The 22,758-nt window shown below is 58.1% G+C and carries 22 protein-coding genes and 1 pseudogene; 9 read left to right on the top strand and 14 right to left on the bottom strand.

Annotation, left to right across the window (positions count from 1 at the left end):
* Positions 1 to 4 precede the first annotated feature (4 nt).
* The 8 genes from BLU28_RS03505 to BLU28_RS03470 form a co-directional block, all read right to left on the bottom strand.
* Positions 5 to 1,126 (bottom strand): imelysin family protein, encoded by a 1,122-nt coding sequence (locus BLU28_RS03505; RefSeq protein ID WP_077986568.1) that lies wholly within the window; start codon positions 1,124 to 1,126, stop codon positions 5 to 7.
* Positions 1,126 to 2,643: a di-heme oxidoreductase family protein gene (locus BLU28_RS03500; RefSeq protein ID WP_376779240.1), complete on the bottom strand. Its 1,518-nt coding sequence runs from the start codon at positions 2,641 to 2,643 to the stop codon at positions 1,126 to 1,128. Before BLU28_RS03500 ends, BLU28_RS03505 begins: the two co-directional genes overlap by 1 nt.
* A 67-nt stretch (positions 2,644 to 2,710) precedes the next feature.
* Positions 2,711 to 3,988, bottom strand: coding sequence for an imelysin family protein (locus BLU28_RS03495; RefSeq protein ID WP_077986570.1), 1,278 nt, complete (start codon positions 3,986 to 3,988; stop codon positions 2,711 to 2,713).
* Between the two features lie 154 nt (positions 3,989 to 4,142).
* Positions 4,143 to 5,432 (bottom strand): RsmB/NOP family class I SAM-dependent RNA methyltransferase, encoded by a 1,290-nt coding sequence (locus tag BLU28_RS03490; protein ID WP_077986571.1) that lies wholly within the window; start codon positions 5,430 to 5,432, stop codon positions 4,143 to 4,145.
* 61 nt (positions 5,433 to 5,493) lie between these two features.
* Positions 5,494 to 5,859, bottom strand: a complete 366-nt coding sequence (locus BLU28_RS03485) for a septal ring lytic transglycosylase RlpA family protein (RefSeq protein ID WP_004439454.1) — start codon at positions 5,857 to 5,859, stop codon at positions 5,494 to 5,496.
* A 428-nt stretch (positions 5,860 to 6,287) separates the two neighbouring features.
* The gene (locus tag BLU28_RS03480) at positions 6,288 to 7,160 is read right to left on the bottom strand and encodes an SDR family oxidoreductase (RefSeq protein WP_077986572.1); all 873 of its coding nucleotides are present in this window, start codon (positions 7,158 to 7,160) and stop codon (positions 6,288 to 6,290) included.
* A 3-nt stretch (positions 7,161 to 7,163) separates the two neighbouring features.
* The gene (gene queG / locus BLU28_RS03475; protein ID WP_035206811.1) at positions 7,164 to 8,315 is read right to left on the bottom strand and encodes a tRNA epoxyqueuosine(34) reductase QueG; all 1,152 of its coding nucleotides are present in this window, start codon (positions 8,313 to 8,315) and stop codon (positions 7,164 to 7,166) included.
* A 78-nt stretch (positions 8,316 to 8,393) separates the two neighbouring features.
* The gene (locus tag BLU28_RS03470) at positions 8,394 to 9,086 is read right to left on the bottom strand and encodes a glutathione S-transferase family protein (RefSeq protein ID WP_006699702.1); all 693 of its coding nucleotides are present in this window, start codon (positions 9,084 to 9,086) and stop codon (positions 8,394 to 8,396) included.
* 158 nt (positions 9,087 to 9,244) lie between these two features.
* On the opposite strand from BLU28_RS03470, the gene BLU28_RS03465 reads away from it, so the two are divergent.
* Entirely contained in the window at positions 9,245 to 10,051 is an 807-nt protein-coding gene (locus BLU28_RS03465; protein ID WP_077986573.1) for an undecaprenyl-diphosphate phosphatase, read from the top strand.
* 580 nt (positions 10,052 to 10,631) lie between these two features.
* On the opposite strand, the gene BLU28_RS03450 is transcribed toward BLU28_RS03465, so the two are convergent.
* The 6 genes and pseudogenes from BLU28_RS03450 to dnaN all read right to left on the bottom strand — a co-directional run bounded on the left by BLU28_RS03450 (position 10,632) and on the right by dnaN (position 15,348).
* Complete coding sequence (locus BLU28_RS03450) at positions 10,632 to 11,612, bottom strand: complex I NDUFA9 subunit family protein (protein ID WP_035206671.1); 981 nt, start codon at positions 11,610 to 11,612, stop codon at positions 10,632 to 10,634.
* Positions 11,613 to 11,732: 120 nt separating this feature from the next.
* On the bottom strand, positions 11,733 to 12,020 hold the full coding sequence (locus BLU28_RS03445) for a DUF1330 domain-containing protein (protein WP_004439466.1): 288 nt from the start codon (positions 12,018 to 12,020) through the stop codon (positions 11,733 to 11,735).
* Between the two features lie 20 nt (positions 12,021 to 12,040).
* A complete protein-coding gene (pyrF, locus tag BLU28_RS03440; RefSeq protein WP_004439469.1) occupies positions 12,041 to 12,748 on the bottom strand; it encodes an orotidine-5'-phosphate decarboxylase in 708 nt (235 codons plus the stop codon).
* 4 nt (positions 12,749 to 12,752) lie between these two features.
* Positions 12,753 to 13,348 (bottom strand): annotated as a pseudogene (locus tag BLU28_RS03435) (histidine phosphatase family protein).
* 94 nt (positions 13,349 to 13,442) lie between these two features.
* Complete coding sequence (gene pmtA / locus BLU28_RS03430; protein ID WP_006699699.1) at positions 13,443 to 14,036, bottom strand: phospholipid N-methyltransferase PmtA; 594 nt, start codon at positions 14,034 to 14,036, stop codon at positions 13,443 to 13,445.
* Between the two features lie 193 nt (positions 14,037 to 14,229).
* On the bottom strand, positions 14,230 to 15,348 hold the full coding sequence (dnaN, locus tag BLU28_RS03425) for a DNA polymerase III subunit beta (protein ID WP_006699698.1): 1,119 nt from the start codon (positions 15,346 to 15,348) through the stop codon (positions 14,230 to 14,232).
* Between the two features lie 265 nt (positions 15,349 to 15,613).
* On the opposite strand from dnaN, the gene rsmI reads away from it, so the two are divergent.
* The 8 genes from rsmI to BLU28_RS03385 all read left to right on the top strand — a co-directional run bounded on the left by rsmI (position 15,614) and on the right by BLU28_RS03385 (position 22,529).
* Positions 15,614 to 16,555, top strand: coding sequence for a 16S rRNA (cytidine(1402)-2'-O)-methyltransferase (gene rsmI / locus BLU28_RS03420; RefSeq protein ID WP_077986575.1), 942 nt, complete (start codon positions 15,614 to 15,616; stop codon positions 16,553 to 16,555).
* A complete protein-coding gene (locus BLU28_RS03415; RefSeq protein WP_004439484.1) occupies positions 16,545 to 16,913 on the top strand; it encodes a YraN family protein in 369 nt (122 codons plus the stop codon). Before rsmI ends, BLU28_RS03415 begins: the two co-directional genes overlap by 11 nt.
* Before the next feature lie 10 nt (positions 16,914 to 16,923).
* Positions 16,924 to 17,484 carry a sugar O-acetyltransferase gene (locus tag BLU28_RS03410; RefSeq protein ID WP_072493861.1) on the top strand — a complete coding sequence of 187 codons (561 nt, stop codon included), beginning with the start codon at positions 16,924 to 16,926 and terminating at the stop codon, positions 17,482 to 17,484.
* A gap of 107 nt (positions 17,485 to 17,591) precedes the next feature.
* Positions 17,592 to 18,890, top strand: a complete 1,299-nt coding sequence (locus tag BLU28_RS03405; RefSeq protein WP_022555483.1) for an extracellular solute-binding protein — start codon at positions 17,592 to 17,594, stop codon at positions 18,888 to 18,890.
* A gap of 82 nt (positions 18,891 to 18,972) precedes the next feature.
* Positions 18,973 to 19,941, top strand: coding sequence for an ABC transporter permease (locus BLU28_RS03400; protein ID WP_175477657.1), 969 nt, complete (start codon positions 18,973 to 18,975; stop codon positions 19,939 to 19,941).
* A gap of 11 nt (positions 19,942 to 19,952) precedes the next feature.
* Positions 19,953 to 20,795: a sn-glycerol-3-phosphate ABC transporter permease UgpE gene (ugpE, locus tag BLU28_RS03395; RefSeq protein ID WP_077986577.1), complete on the top strand. Its 843-nt coding sequence runs from the start codon at positions 19,953 to 19,955 to the stop codon at positions 20,793 to 20,795.
* A gap of 10 nt (positions 20,796 to 20,805) precedes the next feature.
* Positions 20,806 to 21,906 carry a sn-glycerol-3-phosphate import ATP-binding protein UgpC gene (locus tag BLU28_RS03390; RefSeq protein WP_060942488.1) on the top strand — a complete coding sequence of 367 codons (1,101 nt, stop codon included), beginning with the start codon at positions 20,806 to 20,808 and terminating at the stop codon, positions 21,904 to 21,906.
* A gap of 110 nt (positions 21,907 to 22,016) precedes the next feature.
* Positions 22,017 to 22,529 carry a cupin domain-containing protein gene (locus BLU28_RS03385; protein ID WP_004439501.1) on the top strand — a complete coding sequence of 171 codons (513 nt, stop codon included), beginning with the start codon at positions 22,017 to 22,019 and terminating at the stop codon, positions 22,527 to 22,529.
* The last annotated feature ends 229 nt before the right edge of the window (positions 22,530 to 22,758 follow it).

Here is a 22,758-nt window from a genome sequence, read left to right as displayed (position 1 = left end):
CGGCTCAATCCCCATCGGCGAAAGAAAAGCCGGAACTGAGGCCAATCGCGCTGCCATATTGATCGTTTAACCGGTAGATAAGGTCTTTGCCGTTCAGCAGAAGATAATCCACCTTCGCTCGCTGATCGTTCTGATCCAGCGCCTTTTGCACATCTGCATCGATTGTCCCGGCCACGCGGATCATCGATTTGGCAATGAAGTCGATGGAATTCACGATGGAGCGTTGGTCGGGGGGGACGAGTTCGGCCATATCGGCGGTATGCAGCAGTGTCTGAATGGCCTTGATGTTTGTGGAGATGCTTCTCCATGTCAGGCCAGACCGCCAGTAAATGGCGGTGCGGGCAAACGTCGCCTTGTCCGGCCCCTTGTAAAAGGTCTCGATCCGCTGGTCGCGGATCGCCTCGGCGCCGTGCACCAGAATGCCGAGCAGGGCAACCAGCGCCTCTCGTTCGTCGCGGAAGACGGGGTTATCAGGCCTTGGCTGCGTCCAGTTTTTCTGTGCGCCATCGGCCGCGTTCCAGCTATCGGAAAGCTCTGCAGCGACATCGGCGATATTGCCGGCAATGGCGACTCCGAAACGGCAGCGGAAATCGCCCTTCTTATCAAGAAGTTCGTCCGCGCCGGTGCCGTAGAGAATGAATTCGAGAGCGCCAAGCCCCTGTGCGGCAACGCTCTTGCCACTCAGGCCTTCAGCGGTGGTAACGCTTTCATCCTTGTCGGAAAGGTAACGCTGAACCTGTTTCAGTCCGAGCCCCTTCTTATCGGGATAATAAAGGACGCGCTCGAAACGGTTCTGTTCGATGACAGGGCCGACACGCACGATCTCTATGGTCGACCAGCTTGAGACGGTATCGGCAAAGGCGTCCTTCGCCGTCTTCTCCGTCGTAGCAGAAGGCGCCGCGCAGAAAGCCTTCATGCTGTCCTCCAGCGTCTCTGCCGAGCGTCGGAAGTGGTCGTAGCCGGGTCTGATGAAGCCGTTCACTGCCTTTTCCATGACGCCGCGTACCTGTGCGGGGTCGAGCGGTGGCGGCGGCATCAGTTCCACATCCTGGGCCATGGCCGGCTGTGTGGTCAAAAGCATCAGTACGGATATGAGGCCGGAGATTTTTCGCATGGCTTTTTTCATTAAAGAGACTCCAGAAAGGCCAGCAAAGCCTGCCGGTCGGATTTTTTCAAGACGGCAAAGGCGTCGCGCGCTTTCTGCCCTTCGCCGCCATGCCATAATATCGCTTCCGTCAGGCTGCGTGCGCGCCCGTCATGTAGGTAAAAACCATTGCCATTCACGCGTTCTGTCAGACCTATGCCCCAGAGAGGCTGGGTCCGCCAGTGTCGTCCGCTTGCTTCGCCCACCTGTTGGCCATCGGCAAGCTCCTCTCCCATGTCATGCAGCAGAAAATCGGAATAGGGCCAGATAAGCTGAAATGCATGCATCGGATCGGCGGCATCGCGTCGGGTGACGAATTTGGGGGTGTGGCAGGCCGTGCAGCCTGATGCGTAAAAGAGTTGCTTGCCCCGCAGCACCATCGGCTCACCGACATCACGCCGTTGCGGCACGGCGAGGTTTTCAGTGTAGAAGGTCACGAGATCGAGAACCTGATCCGGCGCCTCCACTGGCCCGAGCCGCGGTTGCACGCCCGTTGGCATGGCGAGACATTTTTTCTGCCTGTCGGTACAGTCGCCATAGGCATTCGACGCATCCGGTGTGGAGATGCCGATATCGTGGGAGAAAGCGCTTGCGCTCTGGTCGCGTACGCTCGCGTTCTGAGCTTTCCAACCAAACCTCCCGAGTTTCGTTTCGCCGGTGCGATGATCCTTGACCCAAGCGGGACGTCCTTGAATGCCGTCCCCATTCTTGTCGTCCGGATCGGCGTTGGCCAGAATATCGGTGTCGCTGATAGCTTCTATCAAGCCAAGCCCAAGGGTCGGCATGGCAATGCGTGCTGACAGCGAAGTATCGGCGCTGAGCGGGCCATATTTCAACTCTGCCACGGCATAATCAGGCTGGCGCAACGTCACCATCTCACCATCCGCCAGGGACACTCGCTTTTCCGTATAGGTGATGACAGCCTTGCCCTCGGCCTCAAGGCCGGGAATGGCAAGATTCTGAAGCTGCCGTCCATAAGTGTCGTCAGGAAAGTTCAACACTTCATGGCGCGCGATCGCCGTCCGTTCCGCCTCGTCTCGAGCCGGCCTTGCCAGCCGTAGAAACAGAGAGACGGCGTCTTCGCCGGCAAGAGGCGGACGGCCCCTGCCATCCTTCACATGGCACGTCTGGCAGGATCGGGCGTTGAAGAGCGGCCCCAAACCGTCTGAAGCCTGCGTGGAAGAAGGAGAAGAGACCCACAATTTCTGAAACAGCGCGTTGCCAAGCTTAAAATCCTGCCTCCGCTTCGGGGGCATGGTGGCTGACGGATGGGAAAACGCGTTGCTGTCAGTTCTGTTGGTATTGGTCGACGCCCCGCCAGACATGGCTTCGAAAGGCTCCGGGCCGGTAAAATCGATTGCCGGAGCGGTTACGGCAAGAACGCGGTTTCTGTCATTTTCCGTCAGATCGTCACGCAAGGATGCGGCAAGCGTCGCCGTCGCCAAAAGACAGGCTGCCCCGGCGAATAAGAACGGCCTACGGATCGGCGACAGAGACATTTCCATGAAAGTCAGACGCGTGTGGGGAGGAACGGGCCGCAGTCTCCCTGCGGCCCGTTCTTGCCGATTATTTGAAAACGGCGTTCGGATTATCGAGGCTGTCGGATCCTTCGAGGTCAATCTTGCCGAGATCGAGTGCAGCAATGACGCGTTCGACCGACTTCGTCTGGTCGAGGAGGCCATCGATGGCGGCCTGAACCACGGCGTTGCCTTCCTTGTTGCCCTCGCCAATCATCTGATCGTAGGCCTCAACCGTCTGAGCGCGCTTTTCCATCGCGTGCATGGCATTCAGCGTCTTGTCCAGCTTCGCCAGCATCTCGTCGTTCAACGCCTTGTCTTTGGCGCCGACCAGTTCCGAGAGCGACGCGCCAGTCATTTTCGTTCCGTCCACACGGGTATAGTCGCCGGTATAGGCCGAGGCGATGCCGATCGCGTCGTTGAGATGCGAATTATAGGTATTGTCCGAGAAGCAATCATGTTCCTCTTCCGGATCGTGCAGCAAAAGGCCGAGTTTCATGCGTTCGCCGGCCAATTCACCATAGGAGAGCGAGCCCATGCCGGTGAGAATGGCGGTGAGGCCTGCCTTCGGATCGCCTTCCAGCGTTTTGGTAGCTTCGCCTTCCGGCGCCCAGGCGTCGACCATCTCCTGCAGATCCTTGATCAGCAGGGTGGAGGCGGATTTAAGGTAATCGGCGCGGCGGTCGCAATTGCCGTTCGTGCATTTCGCCTTGTCATAATCGGTGTAAGGGCGGTTGCCTGCGCCCGGCCCGGTGCCGTTCAGATCCTGGCCCCAGAGCAGGAATTCGATGGCGTGGTAACCGGTCGTCACATTGGCTTCGACATCGCCCGCCTCGTGCAGGCTTTCGATGAGTTCCGGGGTGATCTTGGAGGCGTCGACCTCTTCACCACTGATCTTGATCTTCGGGTTGGCGATGATATTCGCAACATAAAGCTCGTTTTCGTCGCTTTCCGTGCCATAGGAACCATCGACGTAGTCGATCAGGCCTTCGTCCAGCGGCCAGGCGTTCACCTTGCCTTCCCAATCGTCAACGATCGGGTTGCCGAAACGATAGACTTCCGACTGTTGATAGGGAACACGTGCCTTGATCCAGGCTTCCCGCGCGGCCTTTAGCGATTCTTCGCTCGGTGTGGCGATCAATGCGTCGACGGCCTTATCCAGCGCCTTCGCTGTGATCAGCGAATCCTCGTATTTCGCATGTGCGACATCAGCATAGTGCTTGACAACAGCGGCCGCGTCGGTGGCAGCCTTTGCAGGAACCGCGGTGAAAGCCGCCGATGCGGCAAGAAGCGCGAAAGAAGCGCTGAGAATGGTTTTGCGGATCATGATCCCTCTCCTTGAGCAGGCATGAAATAACTTCACGCTGCGGCAAGCGAGTTCTGACCCAATCACAAACTTGTGTCAAACATTCTAGTTTAGAATGCTTTGAAACAAGCCCGTGCTGTATTTCCCAGGTAAAATCCCTGGATGCAAAATGCTTTTATGCTCTGCGTTTCATCAGGCAGAAGAAGAAACCGTCCGTATCTGTGGTTGCAGGCGTGAGCGTCACTGTCTTGCCGTCGGAAGAATGCGGTTTGTTGGCATTGCTGCCGAAAGTCGTTTGCCACCGCTCCAACGCCGAACCAATGGCAAAATCTGGATTTTGCTCGCAGAAACGATGGACCTGCTGTTCGTTTTCTTCGGGAAGCACCGAACAGGTTACATAGAGCAGCTCTCCGCCCGGGCGCACGAATCCCTTGGCCTGCGAAAGTGCCTCGCCCTGCTGTTGCACGCGCTCTTCCAGATTGCGCGCGGTCAGCCGCCATTTGGTGTCGGGGCGCCGCCGCCATGTTCCGGTTCCGGTGCAGGGGGCATCGACGAGAACGCGGTCGAATTTTTCCTGAAACGGCGTGAGGCCCGATGCGCGGTCATGAACCTGCACATTACGCGTGCCGGCCCGCTTCAGCCGTTCGATGATCGGCGCAAGGCGCTTGCGGTCGGCGTCGAAGGCGTGGACCTGACCCTTGTTGTTCATGCTGGCAGCCATGGCCAGCGTCTTGCCGCCGCCGCCTGCGCAATAATCGAGGATCTGATCACCCTCATGCGCGCCGGCGAGATCGGCGACGATCTGCGACCCCTCGTCCTGCACTTCGAACCAGCCCTTCTGAAAGGAGAGTTCGGCGGTGACGTTCGGCAGGCGGGATGGGCCTTCGCCTGCGGGAATGCGAACACCCTGACGGGCGATGTGCGTGGCCTCCGCGCCGCTTTCCTCAAGAACCTTCAAAACCTTTTCACGGGTCGCCTTCAAGGTGTTGGCACGCAGATCGAGAGTAGGGCGCTCATTGAGCGCCTGAGCCTCAGTCAGCCAGCGCTCCCCGAATGCGGTCTCGAAGGAAGATTGCACCCAATCGGGAATGTCGCCCTGAACATGGGCCGGCGCCTCGGCAAGGGAACGGGAGAGAAATGCCTGCTGTCTTTCTGCGTCCGGTGCGGCAGGCGCGAATTTGTCACCATCGAATTCCGCTGCCAGTTCCGTGAAGCTCTTGCCCCATTGACGCAACAGAACAGCGTAGCCGAGTGAGGTGGCGCTGTCGTCATCCATCAGCCAGGCGTGCGACAGTTTCATGCGCAACGCATCATAGACAATGTTGCCGATCGCGGCCCTGTCGCCCGACCCGGCGAAACGATGGGCAAGGCCCCAGTCCTTCAGAGCATCGGCGACGGGACGCCTGCGTCCCTCAATATCCGCCAATATTTCGATTGCTCCGGCCAAACGCCCGCCTAATCGCATTGTCTACCTCGTTTTCCTGACAAGTCCGGTTGGTAGACGCGAATGGCGGCGAGGGCAAGGCTCAATCGGCTTTGACTACCTCGTAGCAGACCTTGGCAGTGCCGGAGTTGATCATGCCGATGTTTTTGGCCGCAGCCTTGGAAAGATCGAGAACGCGACCCTTGATAAATGGCCCGCGGTCATTGATGCGAACGACAACGGCCTTGCCGTTGCGCGCGTTGGTAACCTTGACCTTGGTGCCGAACCGCAGGGAGCGGTGGGCGGCGGTCAGATTGGCGGCGTTCATACGCTCGCCAGAAGCAGTCTTGGAGGTCAACGCATACCACGATGCGCCTCCACAACCATTTGCCGCATTCGCCTGAAGAGGCGCGATGATGGAACAGGCGGCGATAGTTGCAGCGGTGAAAGTTATACGACGGATATTCAAAACAGTGCTTCCCTGAAAATCGGCCCCGCGCCGATTGATTGTGCCCTTGCTAAACGGCCATGAACTGGCCTGAACGCCTTTTGATGCGAGATTGTAGGGCGAGGGAAAAATGGCGAAAAAAAGCTGATCTCAAATCACGAACTGTTACAGGCTGTAACATTCGTGATCATCGGCCGGTAGCTGCCATTGCCGCGCCCGTTTGAAGAAGCGGAAAAAATAACGCAGAATCAATGCTCAATGGGAATGCTGTTGCAAGTCACGGCTTCGTGAATCGACTTCACGAAATGTGAGTGAAATATTTTTCTAACGACTACGATTTTAGTGATTTCGGCTTGGTTAATAAAATCCTAATTGGCTGAAATAAGACGAAAACCATCCGCAAAAGCGGGATTGGAAGGATTTTTCATCGCTTTTGGAGATGGCATTTTTCAGCCTCGCCAGAGGCCATTTTCCCATAATTGTCGAAGCGAGAGCCTGTACTCCGGGAAGCGAAAATCGAAGCCCAGATCGCGAATTCTGGCGTTGGAAACGCGCTTGTTCTCGCCATAAAAAGAGCGCGCCATCGGTGTTAGATCGGCAGTTTCAAAGGCCTGTTCGGGTGGTGGTTCCACTCCCATCAGCGCTGCCGCGAAGCTTACCACATCCTGCGGGGGGCAGGGTTCATCATCGGTCACGTTGAAGATGCCGCCTTCGTGTTTCTGTGCCAGGAAGGCAACCGCCGCGCCGATATCCTCCACGCGGATGCGATTGAATACCTGGTCCTTCTTCACCAGCCGCCGCGCCGTTCCCTTCTCGAAATTCATGAAGGCATTGCGCCCCGGGCCATAAATTCCGGATAGACGCAGGATGGAAAGCGGCGCGTCGGCGTCGCGGGCCGCTTCAGTCCATGCGGCCTCAGCCGCTACCCGCTCCACAGAACGTGGGGAAACGGGGCGGCAGGGTGTTGTCTCGTCCACCCAAGCGCCGCCGTGGTCACCATAAACACCCACGGTAGAAAGATAAGCGATCCATGCCAGATTGGGCAGGAGCTTTTTCAAGTCGCCGCCCAGAAGCGGAAGCAGAGGATCGCCATCCTTGCCCGGCGCGACGGATTGTATGAGATGCGTGACATTGCCCATCGCAGCGACGAGCTCATCATTGAGCTGGACGCCGTCAAAGAGCAAGGGCGTCATGTGTGCGCTGGCGAGGCCAGAGAATTTGTCCTGACTGCGCGTGGTGCCGGAGATCCCTGCTGCTTGGGATTTCAGCGCGTTGGCAATGGCTTTCCCCGAATAACCCGCGCCAAAAATCATCACATGCATGGTTCACGCCTCTGCCAATTGCCATTCCATTTCCGCCTCCGGATCAGTCTCCGGTGCGCGCGTGGCAGAGTATGTACGGAATTCCTGTCTGTCCATAAGCCGCGATAAAGCCCATGCGGCCATGCCGCGTACCTCCGGCGAAGGGTCCATTTCGGCAAGAGCCTTGCATCGTTCCACGAACTGCCGGTTTCCGGAGTTGCCGGCCGCAATCAGCACATTGCGGATAAATCGGCTACGGCCGATGCGTTTGACGGGAGAGCCACTGAAAAAGCTGCGGAAGGCAGCATCATCCAATGTCAGGAGGAAATCGATGGACGGTTCTTTCAGATCCTCGCGCGCCTGCAATTTCATTTCCGAGGCGCTGGCCGCGAACTTGTTCCATGGGCAGGCGGCGAGGCAATCGTCACAGCCGTAGATGCGATTGCCCATCATCGGCCGGAACTCATGCGGAATTGGCCCCTTGTGTTCGATGGTGAGATAGGAGATGCAGCGACGGGCGTCGAGTTGATAGGGGGCGGGAAAGGCCGCCGTTGGACAGGCATCAAGACAGGCCCGGCAGGAGCCGCAATGATCCTTCTCGGCCTCATCGAGACAGAGATCAGCGGTGGTGAACATGCTGCCGAGGAACAGCCAGGAACCATGGCTGCGGCTGACGAGGTTCGTGTGTTTGCCCTGCCAGCCGAGACCGGCGGAGGCGGCGAGCGGTTTTTCCATCACCGGGGCGGTGTCGACGAAGACCTTCACATCCTCGCCGGCGCGTGCGGCAAAGCGCGTGGCGATTTCCTTCAGCCGCCCCTTGATGACGTCGTGGTAATCGCGATTGCGGGCATAGACCGAAATGGCTGCCTTGTCCGGTTTCGAGAGCAGATTGCGTGGGTCTTCGTCGGGACCATAATTGAGGCCGAACATGACGATGGAGCGTACATCGCTCCACAGCGTTTTCGGCTCCGCCCGCCGGGCCTCGGTTTCTTCCATCCACGCCATCGTGCCGTGATAACCTTTGCCGAGAAATTCTCTCAGCCGTTCCGGTGCGAGCGGAATGCTGTCCGGCGCTGTGACGCGACATAGATCGAAGCCAAGCGAAAGGGCTTCCTGACGAATGAAATCCGTCAGTTTGCGCGCGCGTATCCGCTGCTTCTCGTCGGCAACGTCGATGGTAGTCTCTCCTGCGGGGTGTTGCGCGTCATATATAGGCGCAGTCCCGGGCCGCAGCAAATAACCGAAAGGCTGAACTTAAAAGTCCAGATCGGCATAATGGGAGGAGGGGGCGAGGCGCGGAATACGCTCGCTCAGGAACGGCCGGAAGGACGGACGGGATTTCACCCGCTGGTACCATTCCTTGGCGATGGGCGCCTCGAGCCAGTTGATCTCGCCGAGATAATCCAGAACCGAAACCGCGGCTGCGGCGGCAAGATCGGCATAGCTCAGCCTATCACCCGCCAGCCATGTGCGCGAACCGGCCAGCCATTCCAGATACTTTATGTGCTGGCGGATATTGTTGCGGGCTGTGCGCAGCAATTTGGAATCCGGCGGGCCGCCGCCTTGCGCGGTCGTCATCTGCAATTTGTAAACACGCTCCCGCACCAGCGGCCGGGTCACGTCATTTTCCATCTTCTGCAGAAACCATTCCGTCAGGCGGCGAATTTCCGCCCGCTGAAACGGGTCTTCCGCCAGAAGACGCCTGTCACGCTTCAAAACCCCATGGGTTTCATCGAGAAATTCCGCAAGAACGTAAGGCCCGCTGAGGGAGCGCATATTGTCGTCGAGATAGACCGGCAGGGTGCCGGCCGGATTGAGCGCCAGAAACTCCCGCCGTCTTTCCCACGGTTGCTCCTCCACGAGATCGGTCTGGAACCCGTATTCCGCAAGGATCAGACGAACGAACCGGGATGCGGTCGACATCGGAGAGTGATAGAGAGTTGGCATCGGTACTCAATTTTTACGATTGGTTGTCATGATCGGCATCTGCCGGAAAACTTTTTCAGTTTCGCTTCATCAAGACGCTATAAGAGCTTGGCTACTTTAAAACAAGTTTAACGCAATTGCCTTCCATTGCCACTTCCCCCTGAAAAGAAGGATTCCCCATGGGTGACCAATCGATCATCAGCGCGCTTCTGCTGGGTATCATCGAGGGTCTGACGGAGTTCATTCCCGTTTCCTCAACGGCGCATGTGCTGCTGGCCGGGCACTTCCTCGGCTTCAAATCACCTGGCAACACCTTTGCGGTTCTCATCCAGCTCGGTGCGATCCTTGCGATACTTCTTATTTATTTCCAAAAGCTTGTATCGATAGCGCTCGCTCTGCCGACAAGCGCGAAAGCGCGCCGCTTCGTGCTGGCTGTCGCTCTCGCCTTCCTGCCGGCGGCCATCATCGGCGCCTTGGCGCATGACTTCATCAAGACCGTGCTGTTTGAAACGCCCATGCTCATCTGCGTGGTGCTGATCATCGGCGGGGTCATTTTGCTTGCCGTCGACCGAATGCCGCTGAACCCGAAATATACCGACATCATGGATTATCCGCCGTCGCTTGCATTCAAGATCGGCCTCTTCCAGTGCCTCGCGATGATTCCCGGCACATCGCGTTCCGGTGCCACGATCGTCGGCTCGTTGCTGATGGGCACGGACAAGCGCTCCGCCGCCGAATTTTCGTTCTTCCTGGCGATGCCGACCATGCTCGGCGCGTTTACGCTCGATCTTTACAAGAACCGCGATGCCCTGAGTTTCGATGACGGCGCTCTGATCGCCGTCGGCTTCATCGCCGCTTTCGTCTCGGGTCTTTTTGTCGTTCGCTCGCTTCTGGATTTCGTCTCGCGACGGGGCTTCGCGCCCTTCGCCTGGTGGCGCATCGCCATCGGGTTTCTGGGACTTATCGCGCTTCTGGTCCTGGGCTGAGGCTTTGATTTATATGGTCTGAAAAAGAAAAAGCGCCCCGGAAAACCGGCGGCGCTTTTTTTTTTAAACTTCTAAAGGCTGGTCAGTTGGTGCTGATCGAAGCCGTCGCGCAGGGGTCCACGCCATAAGCCGGAGCACAACCGCTCTTGCCCGCTGCAACCGTGCCCGGTGCCATGAATGAACCCGCCAGAACCACCAAAGCCGCACACGCAAAAAAGAGTGCGATAGATCTGCCCATTTTATGATTGCCTTTCAGACGTTCGTTCGCGCGGATCGTGCCGCCGTGTGTGAATTGAGGGTTCGGGATATGTTTGGAATGTGGCGAATATCAATAAAGCAGCTTGTTGAATACCGGGTTAATGCGAAGTCTTTTCCACAGTTGCGCTTGTGCCACGCTTGCCTGCGGAGACCTTTCCGCCGTTAACCTTTTCCAGCGGCTCGCCAGCCCCGATATTGATGTCGTCTCCTTCCCGTTATCGAAGGAGAAATGCACCGAAAGCGGTTTGGTTGCGATGAAGAATGCACAAAAAAAGCGGGAACAAGTCCCGCCTTTCAAGTAGGTGCCGCATGGCGGCAGAACTCAGGCCGCCTTGCCCGCATTCGAGAACTGGCCGTGCGGGCGATATTGCACCATGTAGGACGGCAGAACAGACGCAACACGAACGGGCGTAATGCCGATGCCTTCCAGCGTCAGGCCGTTCTTTTCCGCCTCGGCGGAAACGACGTTGTCCTTTTTCAGCATGGTCACCTGATCGGATGTCAGCGGTGGCGTGATAAGCGGCACCATCGAAGCAACCTTGCCGATCATCGAGGCAACGCCGAAAGGCAGATTGACGAACGGACGTTCGCGATAGGTGGCGGCAAGAACGGCCTCAAGACAGTCGCGGAACGTCATCACATCCTGGCCGCCGAGCTCATAGATGGCGCCGGGTTTCAGCTTGCCGTCAACGCTACGGGCGACGGCCTCCGCGACATCCTCGACATAAACCGGCTGGAACCTGGTTTTTCCGCCACCGATCAACGGCAGGAAGGGCATGCCGCGGGCCATCTTCGCGAACTTGTTGAAGAAATCATCTTCCGGTCCGAAGATGATCGAAGGACGCAGGATAACGGCGGCGGGCAGAACGGAATGGATAGCAGCTTCGGCGCGGCCCTTGGTGCGGCCGTAACCCGTGGACGAACCGGCTTCCGCGCCGATGGCGGAAATATGCGTCAGCGTGGCGCCGGCATCGCGGGCGGCCTCGGCGATGGCTTTCGCGCCGAATTCCTGCACGGCGTCAAAGGTGTTGCGGCCACTTTCGGTCAGGATGCCGACGCAATTGACCACATGATCCGCATCTTCCACGGCTTTGACGATGGAATCGCGGTAACGCAGGTTGGCCTGCGCAAAGGAAATCTGGCCGACATTGCCAAGCGGCTGCAAAAAGCCGGCGAGATCGGGTCGGCGCACGGCGACACGAATGCGATAACCGCGCTTGGCGAGCAGTCTCACCACATGCCGCCCGACAAAACCCGAACCGCCGAATACGGTGACGAGGGGTGGAAGGTTGGCCAAGGTCATGGGAGGCTCCTCAGAAGCTGTCGATAAAGCGTTTTTCAGTCTCTTAGCCCAAAGCCGCGCGCACGGGAAGAGATGTTCTCGCCGGGAAGAGGCGGGTTTGGGACATAGGGTTGACGACGGTCAAATTCCCTCGACGATCACCATTTCCGCATCCGCGACTTCCTGGCGGATTTTGGCGGCTGCCTGATATTCGGGGGAATTATAGCAATCGATGGCGTGTTGCACCGAAGGAAACTCGATGACGACGTTGCGCGCCCGTGCCTTGCCCTCAAGCTCGGTCAAAGCACCGCCACGAGCGAGGAAATTCGCACCGAACCGCTCGAAGGCGGGTTTTGCCGTTGAGACGTAGTCCTTGTAACGCTCGCTGTCGCGAACATCGACGCGGGCGATCCAATATCCCTTTGCCATTTCATCTCCTCCTGTCGTCATTATTGATTGGCTGGAAAGCTGGCGCGCAGCATGTCATCGAGAATGGCGCGGGCCGCCGCTTTGGGATCTTCCGCCCTGACGATCGGTCGGGCGACGACCAGGTGGCTCGAACCAGCCTTGATGGCGTCGTAAGGCGTCATCACCCGTTTCTGATCGCCGAGATCGGCGCCCGCGGGGCGAATGCCAGGGGTAACGACGGCAAGATCGGGGCCGAGGATTTCGCGCACGGCGGTCGATTCTTCCGCCGAGCAGACGATGCCGCCCATGCCCGCCTCGCGCGCCTGTTCCGCGCGGCGCAGCACCAGCGAACGGGCATCCGCGGCGTAACCGGCTTCGGCCAGATCGCTGTCATCCATCGACGTCAGCACCGTGACACCGAGCAGGCAGAGGCCGGAACCTTCCGCTGCCTTGACGGCAGCACGCATGGCTTTAGGATATGCATGAAGCGTCAGCATCGACATGCCCATCCGGGCGATGTTTTCGACACCGGAGGCGACGGTGTTGTCGATATCGAGCAGCTTCATGTCGAGGAAGACCTTCTTGCCGCTTTGGACAAGGTCGCGCGCGAATTCCAGACCGCCGGCGAAGACGAGCTGATAACCGATCTTGTAGAAAAGAACCTCGTCGCCGATTTTTGAAACGATGTCTTCGGCCTGCTGCACAGTCGGAACATCGAGCCCGACGATGAGTTTTTCGCGCGCGGTCATTGTCTTATCCCTGCCATGTTTCCATTGCCGTCCAGTCGCATGCGGGGGAGGCGGCTGCAAGTGAAAAGTCGGCGATGGAGAAGCGAAAGAGATTGCCGCCGCCGGGTGGCTGGTCCTCGCTGCGGCTGATGCGGCGGCCTTCTATATGGCATTTCAGAAGTGTGCCCACACCGCCATGGCCGACAAAGGCGTTAGGCCGCTGTGTATCGTGCCGGTCAAGAATAGCTCTGACGGCATTGACAATCCGCGCCTGCGCATCGATTGCCCGCTCCCAGCCGCGAAAACTTTCCTGCGGGTGAGCGAAGAACCAGTCCGCCGCCTTCTCGAATTCCGGTGGCGTCAGGAAACCGATGGAGGACCGGTCGTTTCATGCATCTCCTCGACGATTTCTATCTCCGCTCCGGATGTCTCGGCAAGGATACGGGCGGTTTCAATCGCCTTCGTCTCGGCGCTGCAAACGATATGGCGCAATGCCAGCGCCCAAGGCAGGCGGCCTGCCTCTCGCGCCCGCTCGGCACCTCTTTCCGAAAGCCCCCATTGAGGAACGGGAACAGCCGGATCTATTCTGACCTGGGGGTGGGTAATGTAGAGAGCATGCACGGCAATCGGTCCCCAAAAGGCCATGGAAAGGGCATCGACACCCTAACCATGCGCTACGACCGGGAAATGACGGATTTTCTCGATCTGCCGGACGTCAGGCCCGAGTATAGGTCCACAGTTGCGCCGGCGGAATATTGCGCACGATGAAATCGAAATGACGAATGTGGTAAAGATGCGGCTGTGCGACGATCGGCGAGATCGGGCCATAGGATATCTGCACCACGGGGCGGCCATGCGGCACGCGCTTCAGCAATTCGTCGAGAAGCTTGATGCGGGCGGCCATCGGAAAATTCAGCATGGGCACGGCTGAAATGACACTGTCGAACATCTGATGCCCGTGTTCGCCGAGCGTTGCATCAAGATCGAAGGCATCCCCATTGACGAAGTTGACGCCGGGGTAGCTTTTGAGCAGCTGATTATAGAAATCGGTCGAATATTCGATGGCGGTCAAATTCTCCGGCTTGATGCCGCGCGCCAGGATGGCCTTGGTGATGACACCCGTGCCTGGGCCGAGTTCAAGAACCGGGAGGCCGGAATGGGGATTGATGACACTCGCCATCTTTTTCGCTGTGATGGCCGATGTCGGTACGATGGCGCCGACTTTTTTCGGCTGGCTGACCATGCCCTTGAAAAAGCGGATTTCTTCCTCGAATTTCTGTTCAAGGCGTTGCTTCAGGTTAAGTGCCATAATTCCCCTCAGATGCATTTGGTCATTGTCAAAAAACAGTTACGCAATGTTGATCCCATTTGGCGCAAAAACAAGGCAAAATGTCGTAACTGGGAAAATTCGCCTCTGGGTCCAAGGCGGCGATAATCGAATCAAAAACGCCGGCGGAGCGATCCACCGGCGTTTTGGCTAAAATGGAAAGAAATCAGCGTACTCACACGCGCATCGGCATCAAAACATACAGGGCATCGTCGCCGGCGGTGTCACGAACCAGCGTTGGCGACCCTGCATCTGCCAGAAGGAAAATCGCGTCGTCACCGGAAAGCTGTGAGGTGATGTCGAGCAGATATTTCGCGTTGAAGCCGATTTCCATCGAATCATTGTCATAGCCGACGGCGACTTCTTCCGTCGCGCTGCCCGAATCGGGATTGTTGACGGTAAGAGTGAGCTGTCCATTGGTGAGGGCGAGTTTCACGGCGCGGCCACGTTCGGACGAAATGGTCGAAACGCGATCGACAGCCTGGGCGAAAGACTGGCAGTCGACCCGCATTTCCTTGTCGTTGCCGGTGGGGATCACGCGCTGGTAATCCGGGAAAGTCCCATCGATCAGCTTCGAGGTCAGAACGACCGAGCCGATGGTCAGGCGGATTTTCGCATCCGAGACTTCGACGGTGACTTCAAGCTCGGGGTTGTCCATCAGCTTCTGCAATTCACCGACAGTCTTGCGCGGAATGATGATGCCAGGCATGCCTTCGGAACCGGACGGCGCATCCACATCGGCGCGTGCCAGACGGTGGCCATCGGTGGCAACGGCGCGCAGCTTCAGCTCGCCATTGCTTTCGATGGTGTGGAAGAAAATGCCGTTCAGGTAATAACGTGTCTCTTCAGTCGAAATCGCGAATTGCGTGCGGTCGATCAACATCTTCAGATCGGTCGCCTTCAGCTTGAAGGTGTGGCTGAAGGTGCCGGCGGTCAGGTCAGGGAAATCCGCCTCGGGTAGGCATTGCAGCGAGAACTTCGAGCGGCCGGACGCAACGGTCATGGAGGAACCGTCCGGATTGGTCGCCAAAAGCACCTCGGAACCATCCGGCAGCTTGCGCACGATTTCATAAAGCAGGTGTGCCGGCACGGTGGTGGCGCCCGCCTGCTCCACCATGGCCGGGGTCGCTTCGGTGATTTCGAGATCGAGGTCGGTCGCCTTCATGTCAAGATTGGCGCCGGAGGCGCGCAGCAGAACGTTCGACAGGATCGGGATCGTGTTGCGACGCTCGACGACCCGGTGGACGTGGTTCAGCGATTTCAGAAGGTTCGACCGCTCAAGAGTAATACGCATGGACACTACCGCTTTCAACCGTTGCGAACCGGCCACCGCCGGATCGGCAAGAAGAGTCTTCACCGGCAAATGCCGGATAATGTGGACGGGCAAAATGGCAGAGTTATTGCGGAGAATGCAAGAGCCGAGTTCGTCTGCCGCGGGTCATTTTGCTGCTATACAGCATGATCCACAGGCTGGCGCCGCCCGTTGCCCTTGTTCGCCGGTTTTCAATTGCCCATAAAGAGGAATAACTGGAGCGACCGGCCGGAAATGATCGGCAAGAATGATTGGAAGCCGTGTGACGGAAGAAACATCGAAGATTGACGCCAGGCAGGCGGTGAAGGAATTCAGGATCGGGGCGGCCACAATTCCCGCGCGTCCGCTGGAGTGCGCGCTTTATCTCGTCGCCACCCCCATCGGCAATCTGGGCGACATCACCATTCGCGCGCTGGAGACGCTGGCTTCTGCTGATGTTCTCGCCTGCGAGGATACCCGCGTCACGCGCATCCTGCTCGAGCGTTACGGTATCCGTACCCGTCCGTTTGCGTATCACGAGCACAATTCGAACGAAGTGGGGCCAAAGCTTATCGCGGCGCTGGAAGCAGGAAAATCCGTGGCGCTGGTGTCGGATGCGGGAACGCCGCTTGTTTCCGATCCCGGTTACCGGCTTGGCCAGCTTGCAGTCGAGGCCGGGCATCGCGTCGTGCCGGTGCCGGGCGCCTCGGCGCCGTTAGCCGCGCTGGTCGGTTCGGGCATGCCAAGTGACGCCTTCCTGTTTGCAGGTTTCCTGCCGGTAAAGGACCGCGGCAAGCGCGACCGCTTTGCCGAACTGGCGAAAATCCCCGCGACCCTCATTTTTTTTGAATCACCGCATCGCATCAGCGCTTCCATCAAGGTCGCATCGGAAGTGCTTGGCCGTGAGCGCCGTGCCGTGGTCTGCCGCGAGCTGACCAAGACGTTCGAGGAATTCCGCCGCGGCACGCTCGGTGAGCTTGCGGATTACTATGACGGTGACCGTGTGGTGAAGGGCGAGATCGTGCTTCTGGTGGAGCCGCCTTCCTATGACGAGATTCCCGATATCGAGGATGTCGAGAAGCTGCTGAAGGATCTGGTCGCCACCATGCCCGCTGCAAGGGCTGCAGGCGAAGCGGCGAAGCTGACGGGCCTGCCGCGCAAGGAGCTTTATCAAAGGCTGCTGGACATGAAGGAAGCGGATGGCCGCTAACTGGCGAAACGATAAAAGGCGAAAAGCCGAGCGGCGTGGTCATGCTGCGGAATATTGGGCGGCACTTTTTCTGCTGCTGAAGGGATATCGCATTCTCGCCATTCGTTATCGCACCCGGCTGGGGGAGATCGACCTTGTCGCCCGCAAGGCGGACGTCGTCGCGTTTGTGGAGGTCAAGGCCCGGCCGTCCGGCATCAGCGCGATCGATGCCGTCGGCTTTCATTCGCAGCAACGCATCCGGGCGGCTGCGGACCTGTGGCTGGCCCGCCACGGCGATGCCGGGCGGCTTTCACTGCGCTTCGATATCGTCGCCATTCTGCCGCGAGGTCTGCCGCAGCATTTTATCGATGCCTTTTGAAGGGGAGACGATGTCCACCGAGCGTGAAAAAATGGCCGCGGGCGAATGGTACAGCTGCATGGATGGCGAGCTGGATATATTGCGCCGGCGCGCACGAGGGGCCGTCCACCAGCACAATACGATGCCGCCGGATGAGCGCGGGGCAATTGCACCGCTGCTGCGCGCGCTGTTTAATTCTGTCGGGGAAGGCGCGTTTCTCGAAGCGCCGTTTCATTGCGCTTACGGCTTTAATATCGCGCTGGGAAAGAATGTATATCTCAACGCGGGCTGCACCATTCTCGATTCCGCTAAGGTAACGATAGGCGACGGCGCGATGCTGGGGCCTGCGGTGCAGATTTACTGTGCGGAACACCATCTCGACCCGGTGCCGCGTGCCCAAGGCATTGAAATCGCAAAACCCGTGGCCATCGGTCGCGACGTCTGGATCGGAGGCGGAGCGATTCTGCTTGCGGGCGTGACAGTGGGTGACGGTGCGATTGTCGGTGCCGGTTCGGTCGTCACACGCGACGTCGCTGCTGGCGTGACGGTGGTCGGGAACCCGGCGCGGCCCCTGAAACGCATATCCGACTGAGATTTTCATCCGCCGCTGTAATAAATCTGACATGGAACTGTCAAAGAGGCGTCATTGAACCTCTCTATTCGCATCCTCACCCCAATAAATGGTGGAGAGGATTTGATATGTTCAAGAAGATTTCCATGGCCGCTGTGGCTGTCAGCATCTCCGCGACCTCTTCCATGGCTGCGACCAACATCACCTGGTGGCATGGCATGGGCGGCCGTAACGGCGAAGTCATCAACGAAGTCGCCCAGAAATTCAACGAAGCCCAGAAAGAATGCGCGCTGACGCCGGTTTCCAAGGGCTCCTATGAAGAAGCTCTCGCCAGCGGCATCGCAGCTTTCCGTTCGGGCGAACAGCCGAACATTCTTCAGGTTTTCGATGCAGGTGCTGCCACCATCATCAACGCCAAGGGCGCGGTCATTCCTGCCGAAGACCTGATCACCAAGGCCGGTTACAAGTTCGATCGCGACGCCTTTATCAACGGCGTGCGCTACTTCTACGCTGCCGCTGACGGCAAGTTCGTCGGCATGCCGTTCAATTCCTCCGCTCCCATCATGTACATCAACGACGAGGCCCTGAAGAAGGCCGGCGTCGAAGCTCCGAAGACCTGGGAAGACTTTGAAAAGGTCGCGCCGAAGCTGAAGGAAGCCGGCTATATTCCGCTCGTCCAGTCGCAGCTGACCTGGCAGTTCACGGAGAACTTCTTCTCGCGTAACAACATCCAGTTCGCCACGAACAACAATGGTTACGACAGCGTCACCGACACCAAGCTCAAGGTCACCGACCCGAACCTCGTCATGATGTTCGAGAAGCTGAAGGACTGGAAGGACAAGGGCCTGTTTGCCTATTATGGCGCCGGCTGGAACGACAACCAGAAGCCCTTCGAAGAAGGTAAGGTAGCACTCTGGATCGGTTCGTCGGGTTCCTTCGGCGGCCTTCAGAAGACGGCCACAATGCCATTCTCGGCAACTTTCCTCCCTTACTGGGGCTCCATCAAGGGCGCGGGCACCAACTCCTTCATCGGCGGCGCTGCCCTCTTTGCAATGTCGGGCAAGTCCGAAGCCGAAAACAAATGCGTGGCCGACTTCTTCCAGTTCCTGACCTCGCCGGAAATCCAGGTCTTCTATCACAAGGCAACCGGTTACGTCGCCATCACCAAGGCCGCTTATGAAAAGGCCAAGGCTGAAGGCTACTACAAGGAAAAGCCGGTCGCCGAAGTCGGCATCCAGCAGCTGTCACTGCAGGGTGGCGACTGGTCCAAGGGTTATCGCCTCGGCTTCTACCCGCAGATCCGCGCCGTGATGGAACGCGAATATAACCGCATCTTCTCCGGCGAAGTCACGCCGAAGGCTGCTTTCGAAATCATCGAGAAGGAAGGCAACGACCTTCTGGCCCGCTTCGCCAAGACGGCCGGCTGATCGATCTCTTCGAAACCGTTGATCTTGTCGAGCCTCCTTTCTGACGGAAGGGAGGCTCACTTCTGGATAAGGAGGCGCAAGCGTGGCCTATACATCGTCTCAACCGCGCCGGTTTTTCTCCGGTCGGTCCGCAAAGGCTGGAAAACCCGCCAAGCCCGCAGAAGCCGGCATGAAGCGCGTGCAGTTCTCTTCGTCCTTTGTGCCCTATCTGTTTCTGGCACCGCAGCTTGCGGTGATTTTCATTTTCTTCTATTGGCCATCCGTTCAGGCCATCCATTCGTCTTTCTATATCGAAGACCCGTTCGGGTTCGGCGCTTCCTTCGTTGGAATCGCCAATTATTCGGATGCGATCTTCAGCCCCGAATATCTCAGCATCGCGAAATTCACGGTAGTCTTCACCGTGCTCGTCACCTTCTTTTCGCTGGCGCTCGGCCTGCTGCTCGCCGTCAAGGCGGATGCGGTCATTCGCGGCAGTTCGACATACAAGACGCTGCTGATTTCCGTTTACGCTATTGCGCCGCCAGTCGCCGGCCTTATCGGCATGATGTTTTTCGACCAGCATATCGGCCCCTTCGTGAAGATGGCCGCGTTTCTCGGTTGGGACATGAAGGTCGGCCTCAATTATTTCGATACGGCCTTTGCCATGATCGTTGTCGCGGTCTGGAAGCAGATTCCTTACAACTTCATCTTCTTCCTCTCCGGTCTCCAGGGCGTTCCGGTCTCCGTGCGGGAAGCCGCCTCCATCGATTGCCGTTCGGGCTTCCGCCGGTTCTGGACCGTCATCATGCCGCTCCTGGCGCCCACGGCCTTCTTTCTGCTGATCATCAACATCACCTATGCGCTCTTCGACACCTTCGGCGTCATTGACGTGATGGTGAAGGATAAGGCCGCCAACAATCCGATCACGCTGGTCTACAAGGTGTTCCTCGACGGTTTCCGCGGCAATGACATCGGCGGTTCCTCGGCCCAGTCCGTCATCCTCATGCTGGTCGTTTTCGTCCTCACCATCATCCAGTTCCGCTTCATCGAGAAGCGCATCCATTACAATTGAGGGAAAAGACGATGTACAAGACAAAACCCCTCGATCATCTGGTGCTGATCATTGGCGCATTGTTTCTGATCCTGCCTGTTGTCGTGGCCTTCATGACGTCCACCCACACGGCGGCTGAAATTCACCGCAGCGGCCTTGCGATCATTCCCGGCGACAATTTCATCGAGACCTATGAGAAGGTGCTTACCCAGAAGGGTGGTTTCACCGGACAGGTTACAGGCCTGAACATGGTGTTGAATTCGCTGATCCTCGGCATCGGCTTTGCCGTCGGCAAAATCGTCCTGTCAATGACGGCGGCCTATGCGATCGTCTATTTCCGCTTCCGTTTTGCGACGCTCGCCTTCTGGATCATTTTCACCACGCTGCTTCTGCCGCTCGAAGTGCGCATCATGCCGTCCTACGAGGTAATGAGCAAACTCGGACTGTTGAACTCCTATACCGGTCTGATCGTGCCGCTTCTCGCTTCGGCGACGGGCACCTTCTATTTCCGGCAGTTCTTCAAATCCGTGCCTGAGGAGCTGCTGGAGGCTGCCCGTATCGATGGTGCGGGGCCAGTGAAGTTTTTCATCGACGTTCTCATTCCGCTGTCGCGCACCATGATGGCGGCGATCTTCATCATCATGTTCGTCTATGGCTGGAATCAGTATCTCTGGCCCATGCTGATGACGACGGATGAGAGTTTCTTCACCCTGATGCGTGGCATCAAGTCGATCCTGCAGGTCTGGGTCGGTTCGCAAATCCCCGATTACAACGAAGCTTTCGCGCTCGCCATGCTGGCCATGCTGCCACCCGTGCTGATCGTCGTGATTTTCCAGCGCTGGTTCATCAAGGGCCTGACCGAAAGCGATAAATAAGGAGACCGAAATGGCCGCGATAGAAATCAGTCAGGTCTGCAAGGATTATCATGGCGGCGTGCGCGCCGTGCATCATGTCGATATCGACATCAAGGACGGCGAGTTCATCGTCCTCGTCGGTCCCTCCGGCTGCGGTAAGTCCACGCTTTTGCGTATGGTCGCCGGGCTTGAGGATATTTCAGAAGGCACGGTGAAGATCGGCGACCGGGTGGTTAACCAGACCGATCCGGCTGACCGCGATATCGCCATGGTCTTCCAGAACTACGCGCTTTACCCGCATATGTCGGTACGCGAGAACCTGGAGTACGGGCTGAAGAACCGCAGGACACCCAAGGCGGAAATTGACGCCCGTGTGGCTGAAGCGGCGCGTATGCTGCAACTCGAACCCTATCTGGATCGCAAGCCACGCGCCCTTTCCGGTGGTCAGCGGCAGCGCGTCGCCATGGGGCGCGCGATCGTTCGCAAGCCTGCTGCCTTCCTGTTCGACGAACCCCTGTCCAATCTCGATGCCAAGTTGCGTGTTTCCATGCGCGGCGAAATCAAGCGGCTGCAAAAACGTCTCGGCACGACATCGATCTACGTTACCCATGACCAGTTGGAAGCCATGACGCTGGCCGACCGCCTCGTCGTGCTGAATGGCGGCCGTATCGAGCAGATCGGTGCGCCGCTGGATGTCTATCACACGCCTGCCTCAACCTTCGTCGCGAGTTTCATTGGTTCTCCGGCCATGAATCTTCTCAGCGCCGAATTGCACGGCGATAGCCTTGCCATCGGGCCGTCGCTGTTTGCGCTCAATGGCTTTGCCCCCACGTCCGGCCCGGTGACTGTTGGAATGCGGGCGGAAGATTTTCGTCTCGCTGCTGCTGACGCCCAGAGTTTCGCACTTCGCGTGGATTATATTGAGGAGCTGGGTTCGCAACGTCTTATACACGGCATGATCGGCGATCAGAGCCTGACCGTGGCCTTTCCGCCTGACGTCGAGGTTCCGTCCGCGCTTTCGGTGACGATTGCTCCGGAAAAACTGCACTTCTTCTCCAGCGAAACTGGCAAGCGTATCGCCAGCAGAGCGGAACAGACGATGGCGCAGGACGCTCAACTGGCGACGGCCTGAGTTCGTCACCTGAAATCGGCGCGATGGCTAAAATTGCGCCGATTGTCAAAACTGGTTTGTTACGATCCCGATGATAGAAGGCCTCCAATATTTCACGGGGGTTTTCTCATATGTCGTTCAAAATGATGTTCGCGGCGGCCGCAACCATGGCTATCCGTACGGTGCCGATATTGCCGGCCTATCTACGTCGGAAAAAAGACGATGCCGTGGTCAGCGCATCCTGCACCGATCTGCGGCTTCAGCCGGCGCCTATCAATCCTGAATGGATCATTGCCGGCAACCCGCAGGCACGTGCTGCGGATCATTCCCGAAGCGGCGACCGTGCCTCAAGCACTGCCATGTGGGATTGCACTGCAGGCGAATTCCGCTGGTTCTTCGGCTGGGATGAGACCGTCTATATTCTGGAAGGCGAGGTGCATGTGACGGCCGAGGACGGCTCGGTCAGCATCCTGCGGGTCGGTGACGTCGCTTATTTCAGGGCCGGAACATGGGCCACCTGGCGTGTTGATCATTATGTGCGCAAGGTTGCCTTCATGCGTCGTCCGTTCCCCACGGCGCTGGCATTTGCCTATCGCGTCAAGAACAAGCTGTTCGCCGGTCGCTCCTACAAGCTGGCAGCCTGAGCCGTCGCCCATGCCGTTGGCGGGCGCGGGTGTGCCTTCGCCGCAGGAATTATGAAGGTTCAATAAAACTCACAGAAACCACGGCTCGCAGCAGTTGCGTTTGAATGGTCGCTGCCCTACATCTTTCAAGTTTTCTGAAGCATTTCCGGGTCTCTTCCGGTCCTGCCGGAACGCTTGAAAGATGAGACACGGCATGGCGGATCGCAGGCGTCCGTATGCTGCGAGAGGA

This window comes from Agrobacterium pusense, assembly GCF_900102105.1.
GTDB lineage: Bacteria > Pseudomonadota > Alphaproteobacteria > Rhizobiales > Rhizobiaceae > Agrobacterium > Agrobacterium pusense.
Note: the sequence above shows the minus strand (reverse complement) of the source record. Positions and strands in the feature narration are given on the sequence as shown.

Excerpts from the sequence above, each read along its gene's own strand:
- BLU28_RS03505 (WP_077986568.1), bottom strand. The coding sequence starts at position 1,126 with ATGAAAAAAGCCATGCGAAAAATCTCCGGCCTCATATCCGTACTGATG.
- BLU28_RS03500 (WP_376779240.1), bottom strand. The coding sequence starts at position 2,643 with ATGTCTCTGTCGCCGATCCGTAGGCCGTTCTTATTCGCCGGGGCAGCC.
- BLU28_RS03495 (WP_077986570.1), bottom strand. The coding sequence starts at position 3,988 with ATGATCCGCAAAACCATTCTCAGCGCTTCTTTCGCGCTTCTTGCCGCA.
- BLU28_RS03490 (WP_077986571.1), bottom strand. The coding sequence starts at position 5,432 with ATGCGATTAGGCGGGCGTTTGGCCGGAGCAATCGAAATATTGGCGGAT.
- BLU28_RS03480 (WP_077986572.1), bottom strand. The coding sequence starts at position 7,160 with ATGCATGTGATGATTTTTGGCGCGGGTTATTCGGGGAAAGCCATTGCC.
- BLU28_RS03470 (WP_006699702.1), bottom strand. The coding sequence starts at position 9,086 with ATGCCAACTCTCTATCACTCTCCGATGTCGACCGCATCCCGGTTCGTT.
- BLU28_RS03465 (WP_077986573.1), top strand. The coding sequence starts at position 9,245 with ATGGGTGACCAATCGATCATCAGCGCGCTTCTGCTGGGTATCATCGAG.
- BLU28_RS03450 (WP_035206671.1), bottom strand. The coding sequence starts at position 11,612 with ATGACCTTGGCCAACCTTCCACCCCTCGTCACCGTATTCGGCGGTTCG.
- BLU28_RS03445 (WP_004439466.1), bottom strand. The coding sequence starts at position 12,020 with ATGGCAAAGGGATATTGGATCGCCCGCGTCGATGTTCGCGACAGCGAG.
- pyrF (WP_004439469.1), bottom strand. The coding sequence starts at position 12,748 with ATGACCGCGCGCGAAAAACTCATCGTCGGGCTCGATGTTCCGACTGTG.
- pmtA (WP_006699699.1), bottom strand. The coding sequence starts at position 14,036 with ATGGCACTTAACCTGAAGCAACGCCTTGAACAGAAATTCGAGGAAGAA.
- dnaN (WP_006699698.1), bottom strand. The coding sequence starts at position 15,348 with ATGCGTATTACTCTTGAGCGGTCGAACCTTCTGAAATCGCTGAACCAC.
- rsmI (WP_077986575.1), top strand. The coding sequence starts at position 15,614 with ATGATTGGAAGCCGTGTGACGGAAGAAACATCGAAGATTGACGCCAGG.
- BLU28_RS03415 (WP_004439484.1), top strand. The coding sequence starts at position 16,545 with ATGGCCGCTAACTGGCGAAACGATAAAAGGCGAAAAGCCGAGCGGCGT.
- BLU28_RS03410 (WP_072493861.1), top strand. The coding sequence starts at position 16,924 with ATGTCCACCGAGCGTGAAAAAATGGCCGCGGGCGAATGGTACAGCTGC.
- BLU28_RS03405 (WP_022555483.1), top strand. The coding sequence starts at position 17,592 with ATGTTCAAGAAGATTTCCATGGCCGCTGTGGCTGTCAGCATCTCCGCG.
- ugpE (WP_077986577.1), top strand. The coding sequence starts at position 19,953 with ATGTACAAGACAAAACCCCTCGATCATCTGGTGCTGATCATTGGCGCA.
- BLU28_RS03390 (WP_060942488.1), top strand. The coding sequence starts at position 20,806 with ATGGCCGCGATAGAAATCAGTCAGGTCTGCAAGGATTATCATGGCGGC.
- BLU28_RS03385 (WP_004439501.1), top strand. The coding sequence starts at position 22,017 with ATGTCGTTCAAAATGATGTTCGCGGCGGCCGCAACCATGGCTATCCGT.